Origin of the sequence: Hymenobacter gelipurpurascens, assembly GCF_900187375.1 — a bacterium.
GTDB classification, from domain to species: domain Bacteria; phylum Bacteroidota; class Bacteroidia; order Cytophagales; family Hymenobacteraceae; genus Hymenobacter; species Hymenobacter gelipurpurascens.
The window spans coordinates 538,958-561,733 of the sequence record NZ_FYEW01000001.1 but is presented as its reverse complement, the minus strand read 5'-3'; the positions used below and the strand labels follow the sequence as shown (position 1 = coordinate 561,733).

Here is a 22,776-nt window from a genome sequence, read left to right as displayed (position 1 = left end):
AGAAAGAGGTAACATATTCCACATAACGCCAGCTACTATGACAAACTCCCCTGCTTCCGCCACCCAAAATCAAACCGTACTTGACGCCCTGAACCGCTGCGTAGCTGCCTGCGAAAACTGCATCAGCGGCTGCCTGGGCGAAGAACACGTGGGTATGATGGCAAACTGCATCCGCCTCGACCGAGACTGCGCCGACGTCTGTGCCCTCGTGGCCCGCCTTGTGGCCCGCGGCTCGGAGCACGCCAAGCACCTGATGAAGGAGTGTGTTGAGGTGTGTACCAAATGCGCCAATGAGTGCGCCAAGCACAACGATACCCATTGCCAGCAGTGTGCCGCCGCCTGCAAGGCCTGCGCCGAAGCATGCCGGCAGTATCTGGGGTAGCGCAAGCACAGTTCCCGCGAGCTTTACATAAACAACATAAACATGGCCTCCTGTTGCTTAGGGACGCTTATCACACAAATACGAGTGGCCTAGGGCCTCGTACTGGTGTGGTAGGTTCTCCGGCAGCAGGAGGCCATGCGCGTAAGAGATGTTCCGAGAAAAGCAGAAAGTGGCCTAGGCCACTCCTACTTCATTAACTCCAGCACTACCGCCGTTTTGGCGGGCAGTTGCAGGGTCTTCAGGTCGTTGAGGGTTTCATTGGTGAGCACGTTGCGGGCTTTTGTGAAGCCGCTCATACGCTCCGAGAAGCGGGCTGTGGGCAAGCTTGCGGGCTTATCGGTGGAGTTAGTGGCCACAAGCACAGTGCCCGATGCGTTGTAGCGGAAATACGCATAGAGGCCATTTTCCGGCAGGTACTGCATCAGTTTGCCGGAGTGCAGCACAGGGTGCGTACGGCGGTAGGAAGCTAGGGTACGCACGTAGTTGAAGGCTTCATTTTCTTTGGCTGAGCGGCCACCCGATGTGAATTTATTCTCCTTATCGTCGGGCCAGCCGCCGGGAAAGTCGCGGCGCACTTCGGCATCAGAAGGGTCCTTGAAGTTCTTCATCAGGATTTCGGTGCCGTAGTACATGGATGGGATGCCGCGCGTGGTCAGCAGCCACGTGAGACCTATCTTGTATTTGTCGAAATCTTCCCCTACTTCCGACAGGAAGCGGTTGTGGTCGTGGTTGTCGAGGAACGTAACCAGTTTACCGGGCTCCTGATACACGGCATCTTGGGCCAACATCTGATAGACGCGCTGCACGCCGTTGTCCCAGCCGGTGGCGGCCGGGGTGCCTACTTCCTTTAGCCCGGCCATCATGGCGCCCTCCAGCGTAAAATCCAGGCCACCGGGCTGGTTAGATTTGAAGGGAAAGTTGATGTTGTTCTTCACGTAGTAGGCCTGATCTACCACGTTGTTCACCGACGACTCTCCGAAGATGTGAATCTTGGGGTACTCCTTGAGCAGCGCCGCGTTGCAGCGGTTCATGAAGGGCTGGTCGTTGTACATGTAAGTATCGATGCGCCAGGCATCAACGCCAAACGTTTCCACCGTCCAGATGGCGTGCTGAATCAGGAAGTTGGCCACGTAAGGGTTGCTCTGGTTCAGATCGGGTAGGAAAGGCACAAACCAGCCATCAAGCGTTACCTTTTTATCGATTTGAGACGCATACGGGTCCGTGATGGGCTGCTGGCGGTACGAGGTGTTGGTGTACGTAGGCCACTGGTGCAGCCAGCTCTTCATGGGGGCATCCTTCACAAACCAATGGTTGATGCCAATGTGGTTATACACGGCATCCTGCACCACTTTCAGACCGGCAGTGTGGGCTTGCTGTACGTAGGCCTTGTAGGCCTCATTGCCGCCCAGGCGCTTGTCTATCACATAATGATCCGTGAAGCCATAGCCATGATACGCCGAGCGCATGTTGCCGCCTTCATTGGTGAGGGGCTGGTTGTTTTCCAGCACGGGCGTAAACCACACCGCCGTTACCCCAAGGTCTTTGAGGTAGCCGATATGCTGAGCGGCTCCCTGCAAGTCGCCGCCGTGGCGATAAAAGGGGTTGCTGCGGTCGGCATTGGGGTCGGCCAGGTCCGCGAACTTGTCGTTGCTGGGGTCACCGTTGGCAAACCGGTCGGGCATAGCCAAATAGATGAAGTCGGCGGACGTGACGCCCTGCCCTTTCGGTGCGTTGTCGCGGGCCTTTAGCTCCCAGTTCTGGGTAATAGTTTGGGCGCCTTTTTTGCCCACAATCTTCACGGTGCCGGGCTTGGCCGTGGACGCAATGGCCAGGTCCAGAAAGGCATAGTTCGGGTTTTCTACCGTGTTGGCCTTCACCAGCTTTACCCCCGGATAGTTGATTGTGTACGCCAGGGTTCCGGCGCTGGGACCGTATACCAGCACTTGCACATTGGTGTTTTTCATGCCTACCCACCAATTGGTGGGATTCAGGCGCGTAATAGACTGTGCCGTACCCCCCAGCGGTAGCACCGAGGCCGCTAGTAGCAGGCAAACAACTGTATTCTTCATGACAGAAACGTGGGAATTGGGGAGAGCAGGAAGCCAGTGGCCTAGCAGGCACTGGTAAGTTAGTGGCCTAGCGGAAAAAATCGGAGTACTACCCTGCATCAGTGCTTCCTACATCTGATGGAGAGGTCATGGGTGCCAGATTCTATCCTATTCCTAAACAGGTCATCCTGAGAAGAGCGAAGTACCTTCCCTTGTTTACACAACTGGCCTAGGGCCACGTGTTCACGTGAAAAGATTCTTCGCTTTACTCAGGATGATGGGATGGAGAGAAGGATGTTCTGGGTATTGCGGCTAGGCCACTTTACTGCGGCTTGCTCACTTTGCGCGTGCCCTGATATAGCTCATATTTGAGCAGGCGGCAGTCGATGGGGCCATTATAGAGGGGAATGCGACGAGAAGTTTTCAGGCCGATGCGCTTGGCCGCTTCCAAATTGCCAGTGAAAATGTAGGCATCATACCCCTGAAATCCGGATTTTAGTGTGTCGCCGATGGTTTTGTATAAGGCGTCCATCTCCAGCTCGTCGCCAATTCGCTCGCCGTAGGGCGGATTCATGATGACGATGCCGGGCTCTTCTTTGGCGGGGGCTTTGGCTTCCTTCACATCGCGCACGCCCAGCCGAATGAAGTCTTCCAGATCAGCAGCGGCCACGTTTTCGCGGGCTAGCTCAATGAACTCGCGCGACAAATCGGAGCCGGCAATGTAGGCCTGGGGTTCCTCTAGGCGCATCTGACGCGCATCCATCTGCACCGATTCCCACAAGGCGGAGTCAAAATCGGCCCAGTTCTCGAAGCCAAACTTGCCTTGGTGGTAGAGGCCGGGCGCAATGCGCTGGGCAATTAGGGCTGCTTCGGTGAGTAGGGTGCCGGAGCCGCACATAGGGTCTATGAGTGGCTTCTTGCCGTCCCAGCCTGTGAGCAGCAACAGGCCGGCAGCCAGGGCCTCATTGAGGGGAGCCACGTTGGTTTGCTGACGATACCCACGCTTGTGCAATGATTCGCCGGAGGCATCCAAACTCAGGATCACCTCATTTTCAATCATGTGCAGGTGCAGACGAATGTCGGGGTTCTTCACATCCACGCTAGGCCTCTCGCCGGTGCGGTTGCGGAACTGATCCACAATGGCATCCTTGGTGAGCTGAGCCACAAAGAGGGAATGCTCAAACGAGGACTTGTTCACGACGGCCGTGATGGCAAACGTCTGGTCCTGCCGGATGTACTTGCTCCAATCGATGCGGCCGACCTCGCGATACAGCGCTTTTTCGTCGCGGGCATAGAAATCGGCGAAGGGCTTCAGGATGCGCATGGCCGTGCGGCACCACAGGCAGGCTTCGTAAAGCAGCTGGGTATTGCCCGTAAACTCAATGGCGCGCTGTCCAACCTTCTCAATCTTCGCTCCAAGCTGGCGAAGTTCTTCGGCCAGCACTTCTTCCAACCCAAATTGGGTGGTGGCGGTCATGTAAAAGGAAGCGGATCGGCGGTTATCGGCCATGGGAAGCGGGTGAAGTTGCAAAGTGAAGCGGCAAAGGTCGGGAAAGTAGCGCGTGAAACGGTAGTAGGCCGCAACTTTGCATCTTGCTGCTGAATCCGGACATTGGTTGACACGGCAACGGGCCTCCCCTAGCCAAGCCAGCGTCTGCCCTTCCACCTCCCCGCTCCTGCCATGCGCCCCTCCTTCCTCTTCGACCCCAATAAAAGCTCTCTGTTTTATTTGATCTTGTTTCTGGGGCTGATTGTGGTCGGGCTGACGGCCTACGACGCCCTGGGTGGCCACTACTCCATCATTGGAAGCGTGGCTTCCTTTCTAGCCTTCTTCGTGGCGTTTCAGAGCTGGAAGTCGGCAGATGACGCCTCCCGTAAGACCGATGAAGCCATGGCTCAGATGCAGGAGCTGGTGCACGAAACCCGCCAGCTGGTGGAAAGCAGCAGTGCAGTAGAAGAGCAGATCAAGACTGCCGTAGTCACTATCAGTGACGCCACCCGGGAGCTGTACAAAGGCTTTCAGCCGATTATGGGGGAAATAGCCGAGTTTCTGGCCGAAGCAAAGGACAGTGAGTTTCTGGCCGTGATGACGGACTCGGCCGCCATTGGCACTTTCTATGCCCGACATCATCAGCCCCCGCTCAACCAGCGGGAAATGCGAGCCCTCACCAACCGCATTCACGATTTGCTGTTGGAGCGTGCCCGCGATGCCCGAGAGTTCTACCTAGCCACCCTTGCTGTTGAGGATGCTACGGCCGCGGTTCCGCCCACCTTCGACAAGCACGGACACCTGCACTATTTCGTGGAGGGCGTGTGGCAGCAGTTCCACCCCAATGTGCCCGTAACGGAAGAACACTGGAAAGAGCATCGGGAAGAGCACCTGGCCACCCTCCGCCAGATTCAGGAAACGTTTATGACTTTCTCGGAACACTCTGAGCAGCAGGCAGCGGGCCTGGCGCCGCACCAGCATCTGCCAGTGCTGCCGCTACAGTTGTTTCTGCGCTTCAATGCCGAGGCCAAAGAGCCGTTCCGGGCCCTGGTGGTGTTCCTAGGCCAGTATAATCTCGACCGGGTGGCCGAAACTCGCGCTATGCAAACGGCCGACCCCGAGCTGGTGCGCACGTTCATCAGTATGTTTGAGAGCCTCACCAGCCTCGATGACCACCCTGGCTACCAGCGGCTTCGGGAACAGTTTCCGCTCTAGGCCAGAGCATTCAGTGGCCTAGCAACGCCTCCAAGCGCAGGTGCTTCCGTGTTTTTCGGCTCTATCTTGCCCGTCATCATGCCTAAATATCTGGCCGAGGTTCTCGGCACCTTTGCCATCATCTTTTGCGGGACCGGGGCAATCATTATCAATCAGGAAACGGGCGGCACCGTTACGCATGTGGGCATTGCCATTACGTTCGGGCTAGTTGTCACTTCCATGATTTACGCCTTGGGCAACATCTCAGGCGCTCATTTCAACCCGGCGGTTTCTATTGCGTTTGCGGTAGCGCGCAAGTTTCCGGCGCGGGAGGTGCTACCCTACATCATTAGCCAGGTGGTGGGCGCCGTGCTGGCCAGCGCTACCCTGCGGTTTCTGTTTCCGGCTAATGTGTTGCTGGGCGCCACCATGCCCAAAGGCTCAGAGATGCAGTCCTTCGTGCTGGAGTTTATCCTGACCTATTTTCAGATGCTGGTGGTGATGAACGTGGCGCACGGCTCCAAGGAGCAAGGCATGTTCGCGGGCTTGGCCATTGGGGGCGTAGTGCTGCTGGAAGCCATGTTTGCCGGTCCCATCTGCGGTGCTTCCATGAACCCCGTCCGCTCCCTTGCTCCTGCCTTGGTTTCGGGCCATCTGGAACATGTTTGGCTGTATGTGGTGGCGCCCACCGCCGGGGCCATTGGGGCCGTTTTCACCTGGCGCTACCTTAAGGGCTCCGCTCCTGCTGAGGTGGCCTAGCGCACACCTCTCCTCTGTTGCAAAGATGTTGTTGCCGGGCATTTGGCTTTCTACCGCTGCTAGGCCACTTACTCCGGTTAGCTTCCGGCCCCGCCTGGTGGTAGCGGGCGTTGTGCGGCGTCTTTCTATCTTTAAGCCTCTTATTTTCTCCCTACCTCGCCTCGCATGGCTGCTCCTATTACTTCCTCCTCTCCCACCACAGCTTCCAGCGCCACGGCCAGCAGCTACCTGCTCCCCATGGCAGCCATGACGAGCCTGTTCTTCCTGTTCGGTGCCGTCACGAATTTCAACGACGTGCTGATGCCCTACCTCAAGGACATCTGCCAGCTCACCGATTTGCAGTCGTCGTTGGTGCAGTCAGCGTTTTTCGGGGCGTATTTCCTGATGTCGCTGCCGGCCGGCTATGTCCTGAAACGGCTAGGCTACCAGCGCGGCATTGTGCTAGGCCTCTTGGTGATGGCCGCCGGCGCCGTGATGTTTGTGCCTGCCGCCAACTCTCGCACCTTCGGCCTGTTCCTGACGGCGCTAGGCCTATTAGGTGCCGGTATCACGCTCTTGCAAGTAGCCGCCAACCCCTACGTATCAGTGCTAGGGCCTGCCAACCGTGCGGCCAGCCGGGTAAGTATTGTGGGCGTAGCCAACGGCCTGGGCGGCACTATTTCGCCGCTGATAGGTGGGGCCATTCTGTTCGGAACTTCCGAGGTCCTGAAAGCACGCTTGGCTACGCTGCCCCTGCAGCAGCGCCTCACCGAAGAAGCCACCCTCATCAAGCCGCTTTACCTAGGCCTAGCGGGTTTCCTGGTGGCGCTGGCCGGCATCTTCTTCCTGCTGCGCCTGCCCGAAATTGAAAGCCTGCCCGCCGGCGACGCAGCCGACGCGCTGCCCGCTACCGCCAACCGCCGCTCCGCCCTCGACTTTCCGCACCTCGTGCTCGGCATCGGGGCCATATTCCTGTACGTGGGCGTAGAGGTTGGCCTAGGCTCTTTCCTCATTCGTTACGGCGAGTCGCAGGGCATCACGCAGCTCAGCGGCTTCACGCAGCAGTTAGTACGCGGCCTGAATGTTGTTACCAACTTCGCCTCGGTGCTGTTTGGCAAGTCGCCAGCCCCCATTGACACCACAGCGGGATTCACCAAAGCCGTGGGTGCCGTACTCGTGGCCTCCTATTGGTTTGGCGTGATGGTCGGCCGCATCGTGGGCATTCCGCTCCTGCAGCGCTTCAACGACCGGAAGATGCTGGTGGGAGTGTGCGCAGCCGGTGTAGCGCTGGTAGTAGCCTCCATGCTTTCCAGTGGTGAGGCGGCCCTCTGGATGATCGTCCTCTGCGGCCTCTGCAACGCCATCATGTGGCCCGTTATCTTCCCCATGGCCATCAAAGGCCTGGGCCAGTTCACCAAGCAAGGCTCGTCTTACCTGATTATGGCCATTGTGGGTGGGGCCATCGTTCCGCCTCTCATGGGCTGGATTGCCACCAACGGAGGTGGCCTACGGGTGGCTTTCATTCTGCCAGCACTGTGCTACGCTTACCTCTTCTTCTACGCCCTGCGTGGGTACCGCGTACGCTAAGCTTTTCTGGTTCAATTCAGCCTGCCTTTCGGGGTGAAGTGAAGGACCTTATCAGGCCAGCACAGGGCCCTAGGCCAGTCGTGCGGGCCTGATAAGGTCCTTTCTTTATCTGGATGACGGGCTTTTTTGTGGAAACCCGGTCATCGGACCCCAATGGCAACCAGCCTGAAACGGCTACCTTTGCCCAAAATCCTCTCACCACTTCCTTATGGCTTCGGCTCCTGTTCTTGAACACCAAGTTTCTCTTCGCGCCTACAACACGTTCGGTCTGGACGTAAAGGCCCGGCTTTTCGCCCGCTTCAGCTCCGTGGAAGAGCTGCGGGCGTTGCTGGCGCTGCCGGAAGTGCAGCAAACGGAAAAACTGGTGCTGGGCGGTGGCTCCAACTTGCTTTTCACGCAGGATTTTGATGGCGTAGTATTGAAGAATGAAATCCGGGGGCTGGAAATCATCAGCCAAGATGAAGAAACGGCCCTGGTACGCGCTGGCGCCGGCGAGTCGTGGCACGGGCTGGTGCAGTACACCCTAGATCAGGACCTGAGTGGCATCGAAAACCTTTCTCTGATTCCGGGCACCGTGGGGGCGGCTCCGCTCCAGAATATCGGGGCCTACGGCTCGGAATTGAAGGACACATATGACCATCTGGAAGCCCTGGAGGTGGCTAGCGGGCATACACGCACATTCTCGGCCGCTGAGTGCGGCTTCGGCTACCGCGAAAGTGTGTTCAAAGGCCCCCTGAAAAACCAGTATATCGTCACGAGCGTGGTGCTGCGCCTGCACCGTCAGGCCCGCCTCAACGTTACTTATGGCGCCATCCAGACCACGCTCGAGGATCTTGGTATTGGCGGTGAGCCCACGCCGCGCGACGTAAGCGAGGCCGTGATGCACATCCGCCGCAGCAAGCTCCCCGACCCCGCCCAAATTGGCAATGCCGGCTCTTTCTTCAAAAACCCCGAAGTCTCGCAGCAGAAGTACGATGCCCTCAAAAGCCAGTACCCCGACCTGCCCGGCTACCCGGTACCCGGCGGCGTGAAGGTGCCCGCCGCTTGGCTCATTGAGCAATGTGGCTGGAAAGGCCAGCGCCGTGGCGCCCATGGCGTACACGACAAGCAGGCGCTGGTACTAGTGAACCACGGTGGCGCCCAAGGCGGCGACATCCGCGACCTGGCTCAGGAAATCATTGCCTCGGTGCGGGAGAAGTTCGGAATCGAGCTGCACCCCGAGGTGAATATTCACTAGCCCCAAGGCTGTAGGCCAGTAAAAAAGGCGTGTGACTCTGAGTATAGCGAGCAATATGTTTCGCATTACTCAGAGTCACACGCCTTTTTTATCATCTAGACTGGCCTAGACCACTGGCTTCCAGCGGCGCAGAGCCCAGGCCTTCCGCTGTTCCTCGTCCTGAAAGGTCCAGGCTACGATGCGGCTGGTTTTCTGGCCTTGTGTCATTTCAATGGTCCGGATAGAGGATTCTTCTACCCCAGCCTTTTGCAGAAAGTAGTACGCGCTGCGCAGAGTTTCTTTCTTAGAAATGAGGATGGAGAACCATAGCACCCGATGCGCCAGTGGTACGCTTTGCTCTACAAAACGGCGCAAAAAGCCTTCCTCGCCCCCTTCACACCACAACTCCGTGTTCTGGCCCCCGAAGTTCAGCACCGGCTCCGGCGACTTAGCGTAGCCCAAGTTGCGCCCTTTGCGCCGGCTGCCCGCCGCCGCATCAGCAGCTGAGGCGTGGAACGGCGGATTGCACATCACCAGATCGAACTCTTCCCGAGGCTTCACAATCCCATCGAACACGTAGGCCGCGTGGGTTTGCAAACGAATATCTACCCGGCCAGTCAGGGAAGGATTGGCCGCCACCATCGTTCTAGACGATTTCAGAGCCACCGGATCTATCTCCGAACCTAAGAAACGCCACCCGTACTCATGCGTACCGACGATAGGATACACGCAGTTCGCGCCCACGCCCACGTCCAGAACGTGTACAGCTTTATCACGCGGCACCACGCCGCCGTGGTCGGCAGCCAGCAGATCGGCGGCATAGTGCAGATAGTCGGCGCGGCCCGGAATGGGTGGGCAGAGGTAGCCGGCGGGCACGTCCCAGGCGGCCACGCCGTAGAATTGCTTCAGCAACGCCCGATTCAGGGCCTTCACGGCAGCGGGATTAGCGAAGTCGATGCTGCTGTCGCCGCTGGGGTTGGGCACTACAAAAGCGGCCAGCTCCGGGCTGGTGCTCAGAAGCTGCGGAAAATCGTAGCGGGCGTTGTGGGGGTTGCGGGGGTGCATATGATGAGAAGGTATGAAGCGTTTTTATGTAAGAACGTCATGCTGAGCTTGCCGAAGCATCTCTACCGCTTTCTAGGCTAGTTGATTAGCCAGCGGTAGAGATGCTTCGGCAAGCTCAGCATGACGTTCCCTTTTGGTGACGTAGTGGCTTAGGCCACTCAATTCTTACTTCAGCACGGCAATAGTAGCGCCGTCGCCGCCACGGTCGGCGTGCTCGTCGGCTACGCTGGCAACGGCCCGGATGCGGTGCAGGTAGTCGCGCACTACCTGGCGCAGCACGCCATTACCGCGGCCGTGCAGGATTTTGATTTCCGGCACGCCTAGCATCACGGCATCATCTACGTAGGCCATGATCTTGTTGAGCGCATCCTCAGCCCGCTCGCCGCGCAAGTCTAGCGTGGGGCTGAAGCTCGACATTTTGCCGGTGGTATCGAAGCCCGAGTACTGAGCCGGAGCCCGGCGGGCAGCATCTTTCTCTCGCTCCCGAATTTCGGAGCGTGTGAGCTTTTCCAACTGGCCTATCTTCACCAGCGTCTTCATGCCGCCGAAGGAAACCTCTGCGGTTTTACCTTTCACGCTCATGATTTCGCCGTGCCCTTCCTGCCCAATTAGCGCCACTTTGTCGCCGGGTTTGAGGGTGTTTACGTCGGCCAGCTCGCGGGTGGCGCGGGCTTTGGGGGGCTCAATCTGGAGCTTTTCGCGCACGAACGTATCCAGCTTACCACGCGCCTCCTTGGTGCGCTCCTTCTCCGCCTGGCCTAGCCTGATCTCCTGAATGGTGGCCTCAATCTGCTGGTTGGTATCGCGGAGCAGCATTTTGGCCTTGGCCTTGGCATCGCGCAGCACCTCCAGCGTGGTATCGTCGAGATATTTCTTGAGGTCCTGGTACTCCTGAGCGGCTTTTTTCAGACGCTTCTCGGCCTTGGCGGCTTCAGCGGTACGCTGCTCCAGCTCCGTTTTTTCCTTTTCGAGGCCTTCCAGCAGCCGGTCGTACCGGATTTTGTCTTTGCCGACAAGCTGGGTAGCTCGCTCCACAATCTGCTTCGGCAACCCGATTTTACGGGCAATTTCGATAGCAAAGGAAGAACCCGGCTTGCCAATTTCCAGGCGGTACAGCGGCTGCAGCTGATCGGGGTCGTAGCGCATGGCGCCGTTTACAATGCCCTCGGTGCGCTCGGCGTAGTTCTTCAGGTTGGTATAGTGCGTGGTGATGACACCGAATGCGCGGGCGCGGTTGAGTTGCTCCAGCACGGCTTCGGCAATGGCGCCGCCCAGGCTGGGCTCGGTGCCCGTACCAAATTCGTCGATCAGGACGAGGCTACGCTTGTTGGCCAGGGTCACGAACTGCTTCATACTCAGCAAGTGCGAAGAGTACGTACTCAGGTCGTTTTCCAGGCTTTGCTCGTCGCCGATGTCCAGGAAAATATCCTCGAACACGCCCGCTTCCGAACCGTCGCCGGCCGGAATCAGGAGGCCACACTGCAGCATGTACTGCACCAGGCCTACCGTCTTCATACTCACGGATTTACCACCGGCATTAGGCCCCGAAATCAGCAGCAGGCGCTGTTCGGACGTCAGCTCGATATCCAGCGGCACCACTTCGCGCGGGTCGTCTTTGGAGTGGCCTAGAAAGGTAAGATACAGCAGCGGATGACGCACTTGGTTCCACCGAATCAGGGGGCGCGGGTGCAGCTCCGGCAAGGAAGCCTCCAAGCGTTGCGCCAACCGGCCCTTTGCCCGAATGAAATCCAACAGGCCTAAGTACTGGTACGCTTTGCGCAGGTCCGGAATGTGTGGGCGCAACTGAGCCGTGAGCTGGGTCAGGATGCGGATAAGCTCACGCTGGTAGGCGTTTTCGAGGTCCTTGATGTCGTTGTTCAGCTCGAACACGGCTTCCGGCTCAATAAACACCGTCTGCCCCGTCGCCGACTCATCATGAATCAGGCCTTTCACGCGGCGCTTGTGCTCCGCAATTACCGGCAGCACCAACCGCCCGCCCCGAATGGTAGGCTCGGCACCTTCTGGCACCCAGCCTTCCTGGCGAGCGTGGCGCAGAATACCCGCAATCTGCTTGCGCAATAGGCCCTGACGGTTGATCAGTTCCTGGCGCAACTGGCCTAGCAGCGGTGAGGCGTTATCGCGCACCTGCCCTTCCTCGTCCACCACCTTATCCAGGGCGGCGAGTAGATTACGGTCAACCTGCACGCCAATGCCCAGCAGGCGAAGTGTAGGGTACAACGTTTCCTCGGCGTGGGTAAAGAAAGTCAGCGCCTCCCGAATAGTGCGCAGGCTCATCTTGATAGCGAAGAAAGCCGCCACATCTAAGTAAGAGCCGGGAATATTTGCGCGCACCAAATGGTGGTGCACATCGTGGTAGTGGGAGCTGGGAAAATCAGCACCGCTGCTAAGCAGCTGACGGAATTCATCCGTTTGGAGCAGCAGCTTATGGAGCTGGTCGTGCTTGGTCTGAAAGGTCATTTTGGCTACAAACTGGCGGCCTAGCGCACTGAGGCACAGCCCGTCCAGCATTTCACGTAGTTGCGTGAAGCCTATTTTTTGCTCAAAATTCTGAGGAAGAATCAAATCAGGTAGTCTTGATAATCAAATGGGAATGCGAAGATAAACAGTCGGGAGCGGCAGAAAGATTCATTAAACGAAATGTAACATGGGCTTTCTGAAGCAGCCGGCACAAATTAGATTTTTAAGGAGTGACAGGTGGCCTAGCTGGCCTTTCCAGACAACTTTACTCCTTCATAAAATTTGAAACTACATCTCCCCTTCCACGCCCAGCCCAAACAGCGCAAAATCGTACTTCACGGGGTCAGAGGGGTCGAAGCTGCGCAGGTGGGCGGTGAGATCTTCGGCGGCCAGCCAGTCCACTTGCTTGCGCTCCAACAGGCCTAGACGGCGCGCTACACGCTCCACGTGCACATCACAGGGGCAGATGAGCTCGGCGGGCGAGAGGCGCGTCCAGAGCCCTAAATCTACGCCATGCTTATCGGGGCGCACCATCCAGCGCAGGTACATGTTCATGCGCTTGCAGGCCGAGCCCCGGGCTGGGGTAGCTACGTGCTTGCGGGTACGCTGAGGCGCGTCTTCGAGGCTAAAGAACAGGTTGTGGAAGTTTTCGAGTCGTTCTTTTTGGGTATTTCCTATAAGAAACGCATCCTCTAGCGTCTCATGCTCGCTGTAAAACCAGCGTAGCCAATGCACGAAGTAGAGCAGATCCGTGTCGCAGAAAGTGCGGTGACAGAAGCCCAGCAGGCCTTTCAGATCGTTGTCCTGATGCTGCGTAATAAACTGATACGGCGCATCATCCATGCGGCGCATCAATTCCTGGCACTTGCTGATAATGGTGGGGCGGCGGCCCCAGGCCAGTAGTGCCGCAAACAGGCCGCTTATCTCAATATCCTGACGCTGGGTGAAGCGATGCGGAATGCTGATGGGGTCAGCCAAAACGAACGCCGGCTGATCATAATGAGCATACCGGTCGTCGAGCAGGGCCCGGACTTGCGCGTGGTTCATCAGGTGAAATAGCGAAATGGTGAACTGGTGAGTTGACGTTCTAGTGGCCTACGTGGCGTCACTTGCGTGGTCTAGGCCAGTCGAACGTCAAACTCACCAACTCAGTGTTTCGCCGCTACGGTACGTAGCTGGTTTCTACCCGGAAGCGCTGGTCGGGCGTGGCGAGGCGCTGCACGGCGCGCTTGGAGAGGCGCACCAGCACATTGGAGTTTTCGCCAGTATCGGGCAGCTTGCCGATAACGCGCACATACACCGACATGCCGTTCATAATGTTGCGCACCTCCATAATAGTACCCACCGGCGCGGTTTTGTGCAGAGCCAGATACTTATCGGAGGCATCCGTGGAAATAGCCATGGCTAGGCCACTCTCCGACACGCGGCGCACAATCTCATTCGCCCGTGCGGGTGGGCGCTCCTTTTCTTCCGCTTCTTTAGCAGGCTCCTCTTTGGGCAACACAGCTGGCTGCGGAGCCGGGGCAGCTTGGGCCACTGGGGCGGCGGCAGAGTCTTTAGCGCGGGCGCGAGCGTCCCGCTCCCGGGTTTCGCGGGCCGTCCGTTCTGCTTCTTCGTTTTTCTCTGGGCGAGTAACGGGAGCAGGCGCAGGACGTGGGGCCGCTGCTACCGGTGCCGCCGGGCGGGCAGCAGCAGCAGTGCCAGCCGCGATAATTACGGTTTGACCAGTGCGAACATTGTAGTTGGGGGCAAACCCATTGAGGCGCGCCAGTTCGGCCGGAGTAACAGTGAAGCGGCGCGCAATGGAAAACAGCGTCTGGCCAGCTTCAACTTTGTACACGTGGTTGCCACGGGCATCGGTGGGCAAAGAACGCGCAGCGGCCGAAACGGCGGAAGCCGCCGGAGTGGCGGGCGCGGTCATGACCACTCGGTTGCGCGGTACCAGCACTACCTGGCCCGTTACGAGGGCGCCTTTTACCGTGGGGTTGAACTCGACAATCTCATCAACGGGCACTTTGTAGCGGCGCGACAGGCCGTAGAGCGTTTCGCCGGGCGCTACGCGGTGCTTGATTAGGACTTTATTGTTGCGGTATTCTACTCCAATGGAATCAGGTGGCGCTACCAAACGAGGGCCGGCCAAGGCGGAGAAACCTGAAAAAACAAACGCGGCAGACAGCAACGAAATTCGAGACATAGAAACGGGGCACTGGAGGCAGCAGAACAACACAGCAGGAAAAGAAAGCTGCTAACTGCATAAATACTGCCGAAAGTTACGCATTCCTGACAAGTAGCCGATGGCTTTGTAGGATGGCTACGGCTTTTTATTGGTCAATTTTGAGAACTGGCGAAGTACGGGCGGAAGTTGACAGCCACGGCTACAACGGCAAAGCTGCTGTCGGTATTTTTCGCCTTTTTTGCGGCTCCATTTCCGTTCCCTCTTGCTCCTCCCCGCCCATGATTGCTATTGGTATCATTCCCGCCCGTTATACCTCCACTCGCCTGCCCGGCAAACCACTGGTTGACCTAGGTGGCCAATCCATGATTCAGCGGGTGATAGGGCAAGCCCAGCAATCGGTCTTGAGCCGGGTGGTGGTAGCTACCGATGATGAGCGGATTCTGCAGCATGTGCTTGGTTTCGGTGGAGAAGCCGTGCTGACCTCCCCCGACCACCCCAGTGGCACTGACCGAGTCTGGGATGCCTACCAGCAACTAAACACGTCTGCAGACTGCATCATTAATATTCAAGGCGATGAGCCGTTCATTCACCCTAGCCAGATTAATGCGCTTGTGCAGCTCTTTGCACGGCCGCAGCCTCCGCAGCTGGCTACTTTGGTGAAGCCGGTTCTCACGCACGAAGAACTTTTCAGCCCGCATTTGCCGAAAGTGGTGCTCGACACTACCCGGCACGCGCTGTATTTCAGCCGCCATCCCCTGCCCTACCAGCGCCAACATCCGCAGGAGAACTGGCTGCAGAACCACCGCTACCTGCGCCACATTGGCCTCTACGGCTACCGCCCCGATGTTCTGGCCAAAATCACGCAGCTTTCACCTTCTCCCTTGGAAATAGCTGAAAGCCTAGAGCAGCTGCGGTGGCTGGAGCACGGCTACCGCATCCTTACCGCCGAAACGGAGCTGGAAACCATTGGTATTGATACGCCCGAAGACGTGAGCCGTGCGCTAGATCATCTGGCAAAGCAGCGAGAAGCGCAGTAGGCCAGTTCGGTGCGCATAGGCGTTTATGAACGAGCTGGCGAAGGAATTTGCTCCGCCTGAGCGGCAACATGTTTCTCAGCGGCACTGGTGCGCTCATCCTTCATTTCCTTGGACAGGAAGAAGTTAAGGGCCGTCCGGATGACGGCAATGGCGCCCAGCTTGCCTATCTGCTCCCAACTGGGCGCAACGGCCGTAGAAAGAATATCGGCCCCCAGTTGAAACTCCAACGCCAGCGCCAGGTATCGGGCCAGCGTCAGCCGGATTGCCGTAAAGTCGGCGGTACGGCGGGCCAGGAGTGCTTGCAAGAATAAGCGGCCCGCTGCCAGAACGCCCAGCGCAATTATGGCCCCGCCAATCGTTTCGATGCCGAGCTTCAGCCACAGAACCGCATTCTTTACCCCTTCTTCCGCCAAAGAATGGATGGTTTCTTTCTCCATATAGCTTCTTAGTTAGAGATACTGGCCTAGGCAAAGTGGCATGATGCGGCGGCAGACAACTTTGGGCCAGACTTCTGCCACGCAGTGGCCTAGCCGCCGATCTTCTTGACTTTGTATTTCTGCTCGATCAGCACGGCCATTACCTTGTCGCGGAAGTCTCCCTGAATCAAGATTTCGCCGTCTTTGGCGTTGCCGCCAACTCCGCATTTGGTTTTCAGGAGCTTGCCCAGCGTCTGCAAATCGGCATCCTGGCCTACGAAGCCGGTAATGAGCGTTACCTGCTTGCCGCCTCTGGATTTCTTATCCAACTGCACGCGCAGGTTTTGCTGCTGGGGCGGCAGCGTAACGGTTTCCTCGTCGCCGTTTTGCTGGTACTCAAAATCGGGGTTAGTGGAATACACCACACCTTCGCGGCGGTTCTTATCGGCTTTCATAGAGTCAAGTTGAGAAATTGTAAAGCGCGAAATTGTGAATTCATCATCGGAAATGCGGCCAGTTGGCTACCCATTTCACTTTTCACAATTTCACCTTTAGTTATACGGCCACTTCCAAAGCCAGCGGGTCTAGTTTTACTTCAAAATCGGTCCCATCTGTCACGTAGTCGCCATCAACGTGAAACCCGAGTGGCCTAGCGGCGTGTACTCGAATGTGGCAGCTGGTATGGTATACGGCCCCACCGGAAGTAGGCAGCGTACCGAGCGCTAGGCCCAGGCCTACGCGCACCGCTCTTGGGAACGAAAGCCCGTCTATCAAGCACAAGTCTAAAAGGCCATCCTGGATATCGGCGCGGGGCGCGATGTAGGCGTTGTTTCCGTATTGGGCGGCATTGGCGAAGGCCAGCACGTAGCAGTTGGTTTCAATCTGCTGATCGTTCAATTCCACCAGAATCGGGACGGCCTGGTAGCGGCGGTATTCGCGCAACGCCACTTTCACATAGGTACTTAGCCCCCGCGTGCCCGCCCGGGCAAACATCTTGCTCACGTGCGCATCAAAGCCTAAGCCGGCTGTGCAGAAGAACGGCCGCTCATTGATGTGGCCTACATCGATGCGCTGGAACGTAGGCTGACACACGCGCTTTACGGCGCCCGGCAGATCGAGCGGGATGTGCAGGTGGCGCGCCAGGCCATTGCCAGAGCCGCGCGGCACAATACCCAGCGCGGCACTGGTGCCCAACAGGCCGCGCGCTACCTCATTCACCGTACCATCGCCGCCCACGGCCACCACCACCCGGAAGCCCTGGTGGGCCGCTTGCCGGGCCAGCTGTTCAGCGTGGCCCGCATACTGCGTGAGCTGAATCTCGAAGTCGGCACCGGCGGCCGTAGCGTAGCGCGTCAGCAGCGCTGGCACATCCTGTGTGCGGTTGGTGCCAGAAGTCGGATTCAGAATGAAACAGATGCGCACGGAAGATGAGGTAGAGAAATGGCGAAATGGTGAGTAAATATAGAGGCAACCTAGGCCACTCGTTCAGTCAGCCGGATCAAGTTTGGCACTAGTAACGCAAACGGCCCATATAAAAACAGCCCGCCTGATTGCTCAGGCAGGCTGTTTCGTACACATAAGCTCGAAAGCTTAGCCGTTCATTTTCTCGCCCAGCTTCTGGATGAGGTCGGCAGTGCGGGTAGAGTAGCCGGTTTCGTTGTCGTACCAGCCTACTACTTTCACCAGCGAGCCATTGGCCGAGGTCAGCTCCGAGTCGAAGATGCACGAATGCGGGTTGCCCACGATGTCGATGCTCACCAGCGGATCGGTGCTGTACTCCAGGATGCCTTTCAGGGGGCCTTCAGCGGCAGCCTTCACAGCGGCGTTGATTTCTTCCTTGGTCACCTCACGCTTCAGAATCACGGTCAGGTCCGTGGTAGAGCCATCTGGAATAGGAACGCGCATGGCGATACCGTCCAGTTTACCTTTCAGCTGGGGCAACACCAGGCCTACAGCTTTGGCAGCACCGGTGCTGGTAGGAATGATGCTGTACGCAGCAGCGCGGGCACGACGCAAGTCTTTGTGGGGCGCGTCCTGCAGGTTCTGGTCGGAGGTGTAAGCGTGCACCGTGGTGATGTAGCCTTTCTCGATGCCGAAAGCATCATCCAACACCTTAGCCATGGGGGCTAGGCAGTTGGTGGTGCACGAAGCGTTAGAGAGGATAGTTTCCTCACCGGTCAGGATGTCTTCGTTCACGCCCAGTACTACCGTCGGGATGTTGCCGGTAGCAGGAGCCGAAATCACCACTTTCTTAGCGCCAGCAGTGATGTGCTGACCTGCGCCAGCCTCGTCAACGAAGCGGCCGGTTGATTCCAGCACTACGTCAACACCCATATCGCCCCAGGGCAACAATTTGGGGTCACGCTCAGCCAAGGCATGAATGCGCTGGCCGTTTACGGTCAGGCTCTCCTCATCGTACGATACGGTGCCATCGAAGCGGCCGTGTACCGAGTCAAACTTGAGCAAGTGCGCCAGGGTTTTGTTATCCGTCAGGTCGTTGATTGCTACTACCTCAACGTTCTCGCGCTGCAGCAGCGCCTTGAACGTCAGGCGACCAATCCGGCCGAAGCCATTGATGGCAACTTTGATTTTAGCCATAGTTGTTGGGGAAATGGGAAGGTTGTCGGTCCCGAGGGGCCGGGTGAAAACGCGTGGCGAAGGTAACGGGCTCTGGGTACTTCGCCAAATCAGATACAAGACAAGCCCGATCTGAAACGGATTGAAAATATTTACAGCTGAAAATCAGCCTGTTTTTCTCTTCCTCACACTTTTCTTGCCCCGGCCCCTTGCGCTGAATCGGTCGGGCTGTATCTTTGCACCACCAAAACGGAAAACACTCCGCTGGTAACTGGTCCGTTCGTCTAGGGGTTAGGACAGTAGATTTTCATTCTACCAACAGGGGTTCGATTCCCCTACGGACTACACTCAAAGCCTTCTGCGCCCCGCAGAAGGCTTTTTTGTTTTCCGGCTTTCCCTACCTTCTCGGCCACAGGGTCTAGGCCACTTCAGTTTCATCATCAGGGTTAGCTGATACCTACTTCTCCCGACTGCTTTCTGATCCAGAACTGCATATCAGGCTCAAAATGGGTTCGTACTTTTCGCGTATGCTTCGGCAGAAAACGGACTCTCCTAGCTCCGCTATTCTACCGGGCGCGCTACCTTGGGCTGAGAGTTGGGCTGCGGCCGTCCACACACGTGCTACATAAGAAGTATATGAAACGATTGTATTCCAACCTGACGGTTCAGGTGCTCACGGCTATTGCGCTTGGCGTGTTGGTTGGAGCCCTGTTTCCGGCATTCGGTGCTGCCCTTAAACCACTGGCCGATACCTTTATCAGCCTCATCAAGATGCTGATTGCCCCCATCATTTTCCTGACGGTGGTGCTGGGCATTGCGGGCATGGGCAGCCTGAAGAAGGTGGGCCGCGTGGGCGGCAAGGCGCTGCTATACTTCGAAATCGTGACGACGCTGGCTTTAGGCATCGGGGTGCTGGTTGCCAACCTTACGCAGCCAGGCGCAGGCGTGCAGGCCACCGCTCAGGCCGTGTTACAGGACAGCAAGCAAACCGCCGAGGCAGCTAAGTACACCTCCCAGGCCGGCGACATGAATTGGGTAGAGTTTTTCACGCATATCGTGCCCGACAATGTAATCGGCGCCTTTGCCGAAGGCGACATTCTGCAGGTGCTGCTGTTTTCGGTGCTGTTTGGGCTTTCTGTAAACCATATGGGTGCACACGGGCAGCCGCTGATGCGAACCTTCGACCGGCTCTCGCACGCCATGTTTGGCGTGCTGGCCATGGTGATGAAGCTGGCTCCCATCGGGGCATTTGGCGGGATGGCCTTCACCATTGGTAAATATGGCCTAGCCACGCTGCTGCCGCTGGGTAAGCTGATGCTGGTAGTGTATGCCACCATGTTCCTGTTCATTTTCGGAGTCCTGAACCTGATTTTGCGCTATTACAATCTGCGCCTGTGGCCATATCTCACCTTTATTAAGGAAGAGATTCTGCTGGTGCTGGGTACTTCTTCCTCCGAGTCGGCGCTGCCCCGCATGATTGATAAGATGGAGCGCTACGGCTGCTCCCGCTCGGTGGCGGGCCTGGTAATTCCGACGGGCTACTCGTTTAACCTCGACGGCACCTCCATTTACCTCTCCATTGCCGTCATATTTCTGGCTCAGGCCTTCAATATCCCGCTTTCTCTCACCCAGCAGTTGACCCTCATTGCTATTCTGGTCGTGACCAGTAAGGGAGCTGCAGGCGTTACGGGTTCGGGTTTTATTGTGCTGGCCTCTACCTTGGCCGCCACCAAGGTTATTCCGGTGGAAAGCGTAGCCTTGCTGCTAGGCGTTGATCGGTTTATGAGTGAGGCCCGGGCCATTACCAACGTCATCGGCAATGGCATTGCTACGCTGGTTATTGCCAAAAGCGAGGGCGAGTTTGATGAAAACCGCCATCAGTTGGCGCTGCAAGGGCGTTCAGTGCCCGAAGAACTGCAGCCTGAGCCTGCCGCCATGCTGCCTCGCGTGGAGCGCCCCGCCCCGGCATCTATTGATTCTGAATAGCCATACTAGCTGGCTCACCGCTCGGCGTATTCGGCTATGTAGGCCACCTGATTTGCTGGGGTTTCCTAGGCCACTAGCTGAGACTTCGGGACATTTTTCAGCCGCTTACCTTGCCTTTATTAACAGAAACAAGAAGAAAAACTAGTGACCCCGGGGCCTTTTATCACGTAAGCCTTAAGGTTTACCATTAACCAAAGGCATGTCCCGAACTATTATAGTTTCTAACCGTCTCCCTACAAAAGTCCTGCGTACCGAAGAAAGCCTCACCTTTCAGCCCAGTGAAGGCGGGCTGGCAACGGGCCTGGGCTCCATCTACCGGGAAGACGGCAATGTGTGGGTAGGATGGCCGGGGCTGTTCGTGGAAAGTGAGGAGGAAGAGGCCTACATCTCGGAGCAGCTGCGCGCCGACAGTATGGCGCCGGTTTTCCTCACCGAAGCCGAAATACGGGATTTCTACGAAGGCTTCAGCAATAGCACCTTGTGGCCTACGTTCCACTATTTTGCCCAGTTTGCCACCTACGAGCAGGAGCACTGGGAGGCCTATGTGGCCGTGAACGAGAAATTCTGCCAGGCAGTGCTGGCCATGGCCGGCCCAGATGATACCATTTGGGTGCACGACTACCAGCTGCTCCTGTTGCCCGAAATGCTGCGCAAAGCGCGCCCCGAGTGCACCATTGGCTTCTTTCTGCATATCCCCTTCCCCTCGTATGAGCTGATTCGGGTGCTGCCCTGGCGGGCGGAGCTGCTGCGCGGGATGCTGGGCGCCGACTTGATCGGGTTTCATACCTATGGGTATATGCGCCACTTCCTGAGCGCCGTATCGCAGATTCTGGGCATCGCCAATCAGAACGGACAGATTGAAACCCCGACCCGTACGGTGCTCGTTGATGCCTTCCCGATGGGCATTGACTACGACCGTTATGAGCAGACTGCGGCTTCGGAGACGGCCAAAAACCACGAAGCAGAATACCGGGAAGCGCTGCGCGATGCGCGAGTTATCCTCTCCATTGATCGGCTCGACTATACCAAAGGTATTGCTCAGCGCCTAAGGGCATTTGAACTGCTGCTGCAGCGCTACCCCGAGTGGCGCGAGCAGGTGAGCCTGGTGATGCTGGTGGTGCCCTCCCGCGACCAAGTGGCGCAGTACGCTTCGCTGAAAGAGGAAATTGATGAACTCGTAGGCCGCATCAATGCGCAATACCGCACCATCAGCTGGAACCCCATCCACTATTTCTACCGCTCCTTCCCGCTAGAAGAGTTGGTAGCGCTTTACCGCCTAGCCGAAGTAGCCCTCGTAACGCCCATGCGCGACGGCATGAACCTGGTAGCCAAAGAATTCATTGCCAGCAAGATTGACAAGCGCGGCGTGTTGATTCTGAGTGAACGGGCCGGTGCGGCCCGGGAGCTCTCCGATGCCATTATCATCAACCCCACCGATACCGGGCAACTGGCCGAAGCCATGCACGATGCCCTCGTGATGCCGGAGGAAGAACAGACCCAACGCATGATTTCCATGCAGGCATTGGTGCGCCAGTACAACGTATTTGCCTGGACCAAGCTGTTCATGGACCGACTGGCCTACAGCAAGATCAAGCAGCTTACCCTGGCTACCGAGACTCTGGGAACCACTGTTATGGCCCAGCTGCATGAGCGCTACGAAGCCGCCGAACAACGCCTGCTCCTGCTGGATTACGACGGCACGCTTGCGCCCTTCAACCCCATGCCTCAGCGGGCCAAACCCGATGCAGAGTTGCTGTTTCTGTTGCAGGCCCTCACAGCAAACCCTAAAAATCGGGTGGTCATAATCAGTGGCCGAGACCGCACGACTTTGCAGAACTGGCTAGGCCACCTGCCGCTGGATTTCATTGCCGAACACGGCGTGTGGCTGCGCTCTGCCGGTGAAGACTGGCACTTGTTTCAGGTGCTTCGCAACGATTGGAAAGAGGAAATACGACCCATTCTGGAAACCTACGTGGCTCGTACGGCCGGCTCCTTTATTGAGGACAAGGACTACTCGCTGGTGTGGCACTACCGCCGTGCCGACAGCGAGCTGGCTGCCGTCCGGACGCGGGAATTGCTGAGCCACCTTACTTTCCTGACTTCCAATACTGACTTACAAGTCCTGGAAGGCAATAAAGTACTGGAAATCAAGACTGCGGGCATTCATAAGGGTTCTGCGGCAGCCCGTTGGGTAAGCCAATACACCCCCGATTTCATATTGGCCATCGGTGATGACCGGACGGACGAGGACACGTTTGGGGCTATGCCGCCAGAGGCATACACCGTAAAGGTTGGCACTGATTCGCGCTCCAAAGCGCAGTACCATGTACACTCCACCACCGATGTTCGGGTGTTGCTGCGCAGCCTGATATAACCGATACCTGCTA

At 57.5% G+C, this 22,776-nt stretch carries 18 protein-coding genes and 1 tRNA gene; 9 read left to right on the top strand and 10 right to left on the bottom strand.

Annotation, left to right across the window (positions count from 1 at the left end; all coding sequences use genetic code 11):
• Positions 1–37: 37 nt before the first annotated feature.
• On the top strand, positions 38–382 hold the full coding sequence (locus CFT68_RS02305; protein ID WP_088841809.1) for a four-helix bundle copper-binding protein: 345 nt from the start codon (positions 38–40) through the stop codon (positions 380–382).
• 185 nt (positions 383–567) lie between these two features.
• On the opposite strand, the gene CFT68_RS02300 is transcribed toward CFT68_RS02305, so the two are convergent.
• Together CFT68_RS02300 and CFT68_RS02295 are read right to left on the bottom strand one after the other, a co-directional pair.
• A complete protein-coding gene (locus tag CFT68_RS02300) occupies positions 568–2,451 on the bottom strand; it encodes a glycoside hydrolase family 13 protein (protein WP_088841808.1) in 1,884 nt (627 codons plus the stop codon).
• A 301-nt stretch (positions 2,452–2,752) separates the two neighbouring features.
• Positions 2,753–3,940: a THUMP domain-containing class I SAM-dependent RNA methyltransferase gene (locus CFT68_RS02295; RefSeq protein ID WP_088841807.1), complete on the bottom strand. Its 1,188-nt coding sequence runs from the start codon at positions 3,938–3,940 to the stop codon at positions 2,753–2,755.
• Positions 3,941–4,111: 171 nt separating this feature from the next.
• Here CFT68_RS02295 and CFT68_RS02290 point away from each other — a divergent pair, with 171 nt between their 5' ends.
• The 4 genes from CFT68_RS02290 (at position 4,112) to murB (ending at position 8,675) form a co-directional block, all read left to right on the top strand.
• Positions 4,112–5,134 (top strand): hypothetical protein, encoded by a 1,023-nt coding sequence (locus CFT68_RS02290; protein ID WP_088841806.1) that lies wholly within the window; start codon positions 4,112–4,114, stop codon positions 5,132–5,134.
• Positions 5,135–5,212: 78 nt separating this feature from the next.
• Complete coding sequence (locus CFT68_RS02285) at positions 5,213–5,872, top strand: aquaporin (RefSeq protein WP_088841805.1); 660 nt, start codon at positions 5,213–5,215, stop codon at positions 5,870–5,872.
• A 165-nt stretch (positions 5,873–6,037) separates the two neighbouring features.
• The gene (locus CFT68_RS02280; RefSeq protein WP_088841804.1) at positions 6,038–7,438 is read left to right on the top strand and encodes a sugar MFS transporter; all 1,401 of its coding nucleotides are present in this window, start codon (positions 6,038–6,040) and stop codon (positions 7,436–7,438) included.
• Positions 7,439–7,646: 208 nt separating this feature from the next.
• Positions 7,647–8,675, top strand: coding sequence for a UDP-N-acetylmuramate dehydrogenase (gene murB / locus CFT68_RS02275; RefSeq protein ID WP_088841803.1), 1,029 nt, complete (start codon positions 7,647–7,649; stop codon positions 8,673–8,675).
• Positions 8,676–8,780: 105 nt separating this feature from the next.
• Here murB and rlmF read toward each other — a convergent pair whose 3' ends face one another.
• The 4 genes from rlmF to CFT68_RS02255 form a co-directional block, all read right to left on the bottom strand.
• On the bottom strand, positions 8,781–9,719 hold the full coding sequence (rlmF, locus tag CFT68_RS02270) for a 23S rRNA (adenine(1618)-N(6))-methyltransferase RlmF (RefSeq protein ID WP_088841802.1): 939 nt from the start codon (positions 9,717–9,719) through the stop codon (positions 8,781–8,783).
• A 165-nt stretch (positions 9,720–9,884) separates the two neighbouring features.
• The gene (locus CFT68_RS02265) at positions 9,885–12,302 is read right to left on the bottom strand and encodes an endonuclease MutS2 (RefSeq protein ID WP_088841801.1); all 2,418 of its coding nucleotides are present in this window, start codon (positions 12,300–12,302) and stop codon (positions 9,885–9,887) included.
• Positions 12,303–12,485: 183 nt separating this feature from the next.
• Positions 12,486–13,244 carry a TIGR02757 family protein gene (locus CFT68_RS02260; RefSeq protein ID WP_088841800.1) on the bottom strand — a complete coding sequence of 253 codons (759 nt, stop codon included), beginning with the start codon at positions 13,242–13,244 and terminating at the stop codon, positions 12,486–12,488.
• 115 nt (positions 13,245–13,359) lie between these two features.
• Entirely contained in the window at positions 13,360–14,391 is a 1,032-nt protein-coding gene (locus CFT68_RS02255) for a LysM peptidoglycan-binding domain-containing protein (RefSeq protein ID WP_088841799.1), read from the bottom strand.
• Positions 14,392–14,651: 260 nt separating this feature from the next.
• On the opposite strand from CFT68_RS02255, the gene kdsB reads away from it, so the two are divergent.
• A complete protein-coding gene (kdsB, locus tag CFT68_RS02250; protein ID WP_088841798.1) occupies positions 14,652–15,410 on the top strand; it encodes a 3-deoxy-manno-octulosonate cytidylyltransferase in 759 nt (252 codons plus the stop codon).
• Positions 15,411–15,433: 23 nt separating this feature from the next.
• Here the strand turns inward: kdsB and CFT68_RS02245 are convergent, their stop codons facing one another.
• The 4 genes from CFT68_RS02245 to gap form a co-directional block, all read right to left on the bottom strand.
• The gene (locus CFT68_RS02245; protein WP_088841797.1) at positions 15,434–15,847 is read right to left on the bottom strand and encodes a DUF1622 domain-containing protein; all 414 of its coding nucleotides are present in this window, start codon (positions 15,845–15,847) and stop codon (positions 15,434–15,436) included.
• 89 nt (positions 15,848–15,936) lie between these two features.
• Positions 15,937–16,281 (bottom strand): translation initiation factor, encoded by a 345-nt coding sequence (locus CFT68_RS02240; RefSeq protein ID WP_088841796.1) that lies wholly within the window; start codon positions 16,279–16,281, stop codon positions 15,937–15,939.
• Between the two features lie 100 nt (positions 16,282–16,381).
• Positions 16,382–17,248 carry a diacylglycerol/lipid kinase family protein gene (locus tag CFT68_RS02235; RefSeq protein WP_170934674.1) on the bottom strand — a complete coding sequence of 289 codons (867 nt, stop codon included), beginning with the start codon at positions 17,246–17,248 and terminating at the stop codon, positions 16,382–16,384.
• 168 nt (positions 17,249–17,416) lie between these two features.
• Positions 17,417–18,424 carry a type I glyceraldehyde-3-phosphate dehydrogenase gene (gene gap, locus CFT68_RS02230; RefSeq protein WP_088841794.1) on the bottom strand — a complete coding sequence of 336 codons (1,008 nt, stop codon included), beginning with the start codon at positions 18,422–18,424 and terminating at the stop codon, positions 17,417–17,419.
• Between the two features lie 252 nt (positions 18,425–18,676).
• Between gap and CFT68_RS02225 the strand changes: the two genes are divergently transcribed.
• The 3 genes from CFT68_RS02225 to CFT68_RS02215 all read left to right on the top strand — a co-directional run bounded on the left by CFT68_RS02225 (position 18,677) and on the right by CFT68_RS02215 (position 22,763).
• A tRNA-Glu gene (locus tag CFT68_RS02225) sits at positions 18,677–18,748 on the top strand.
• 291 nt (positions 18,749–19,039) lie between these two features.
• Positions 19,040–20,389 (top strand): dicarboxylate/amino acid:cation symporter, encoded by a 1,350-nt coding sequence (locus CFT68_RS02220; RefSeq protein ID WP_088841793.1) that lies wholly within the window; start codon positions 19,040–19,042, stop codon positions 20,387–20,389.
• Positions 20,390–20,588: 199 nt separating this feature from the next.
• Positions 20,589–22,763, top strand: a complete 2,175-nt coding sequence (locus tag CFT68_RS02215) for a bifunctional alpha,alpha-trehalose-phosphate synthase (UDP-forming)/trehalose-phosphatase (RefSeq protein WP_088841792.1) — start codon at positions 20,589–20,591, stop codon at positions 22,761–22,763.
• Positions 22,764–22,776: the final 13 nt, after the last annotated feature.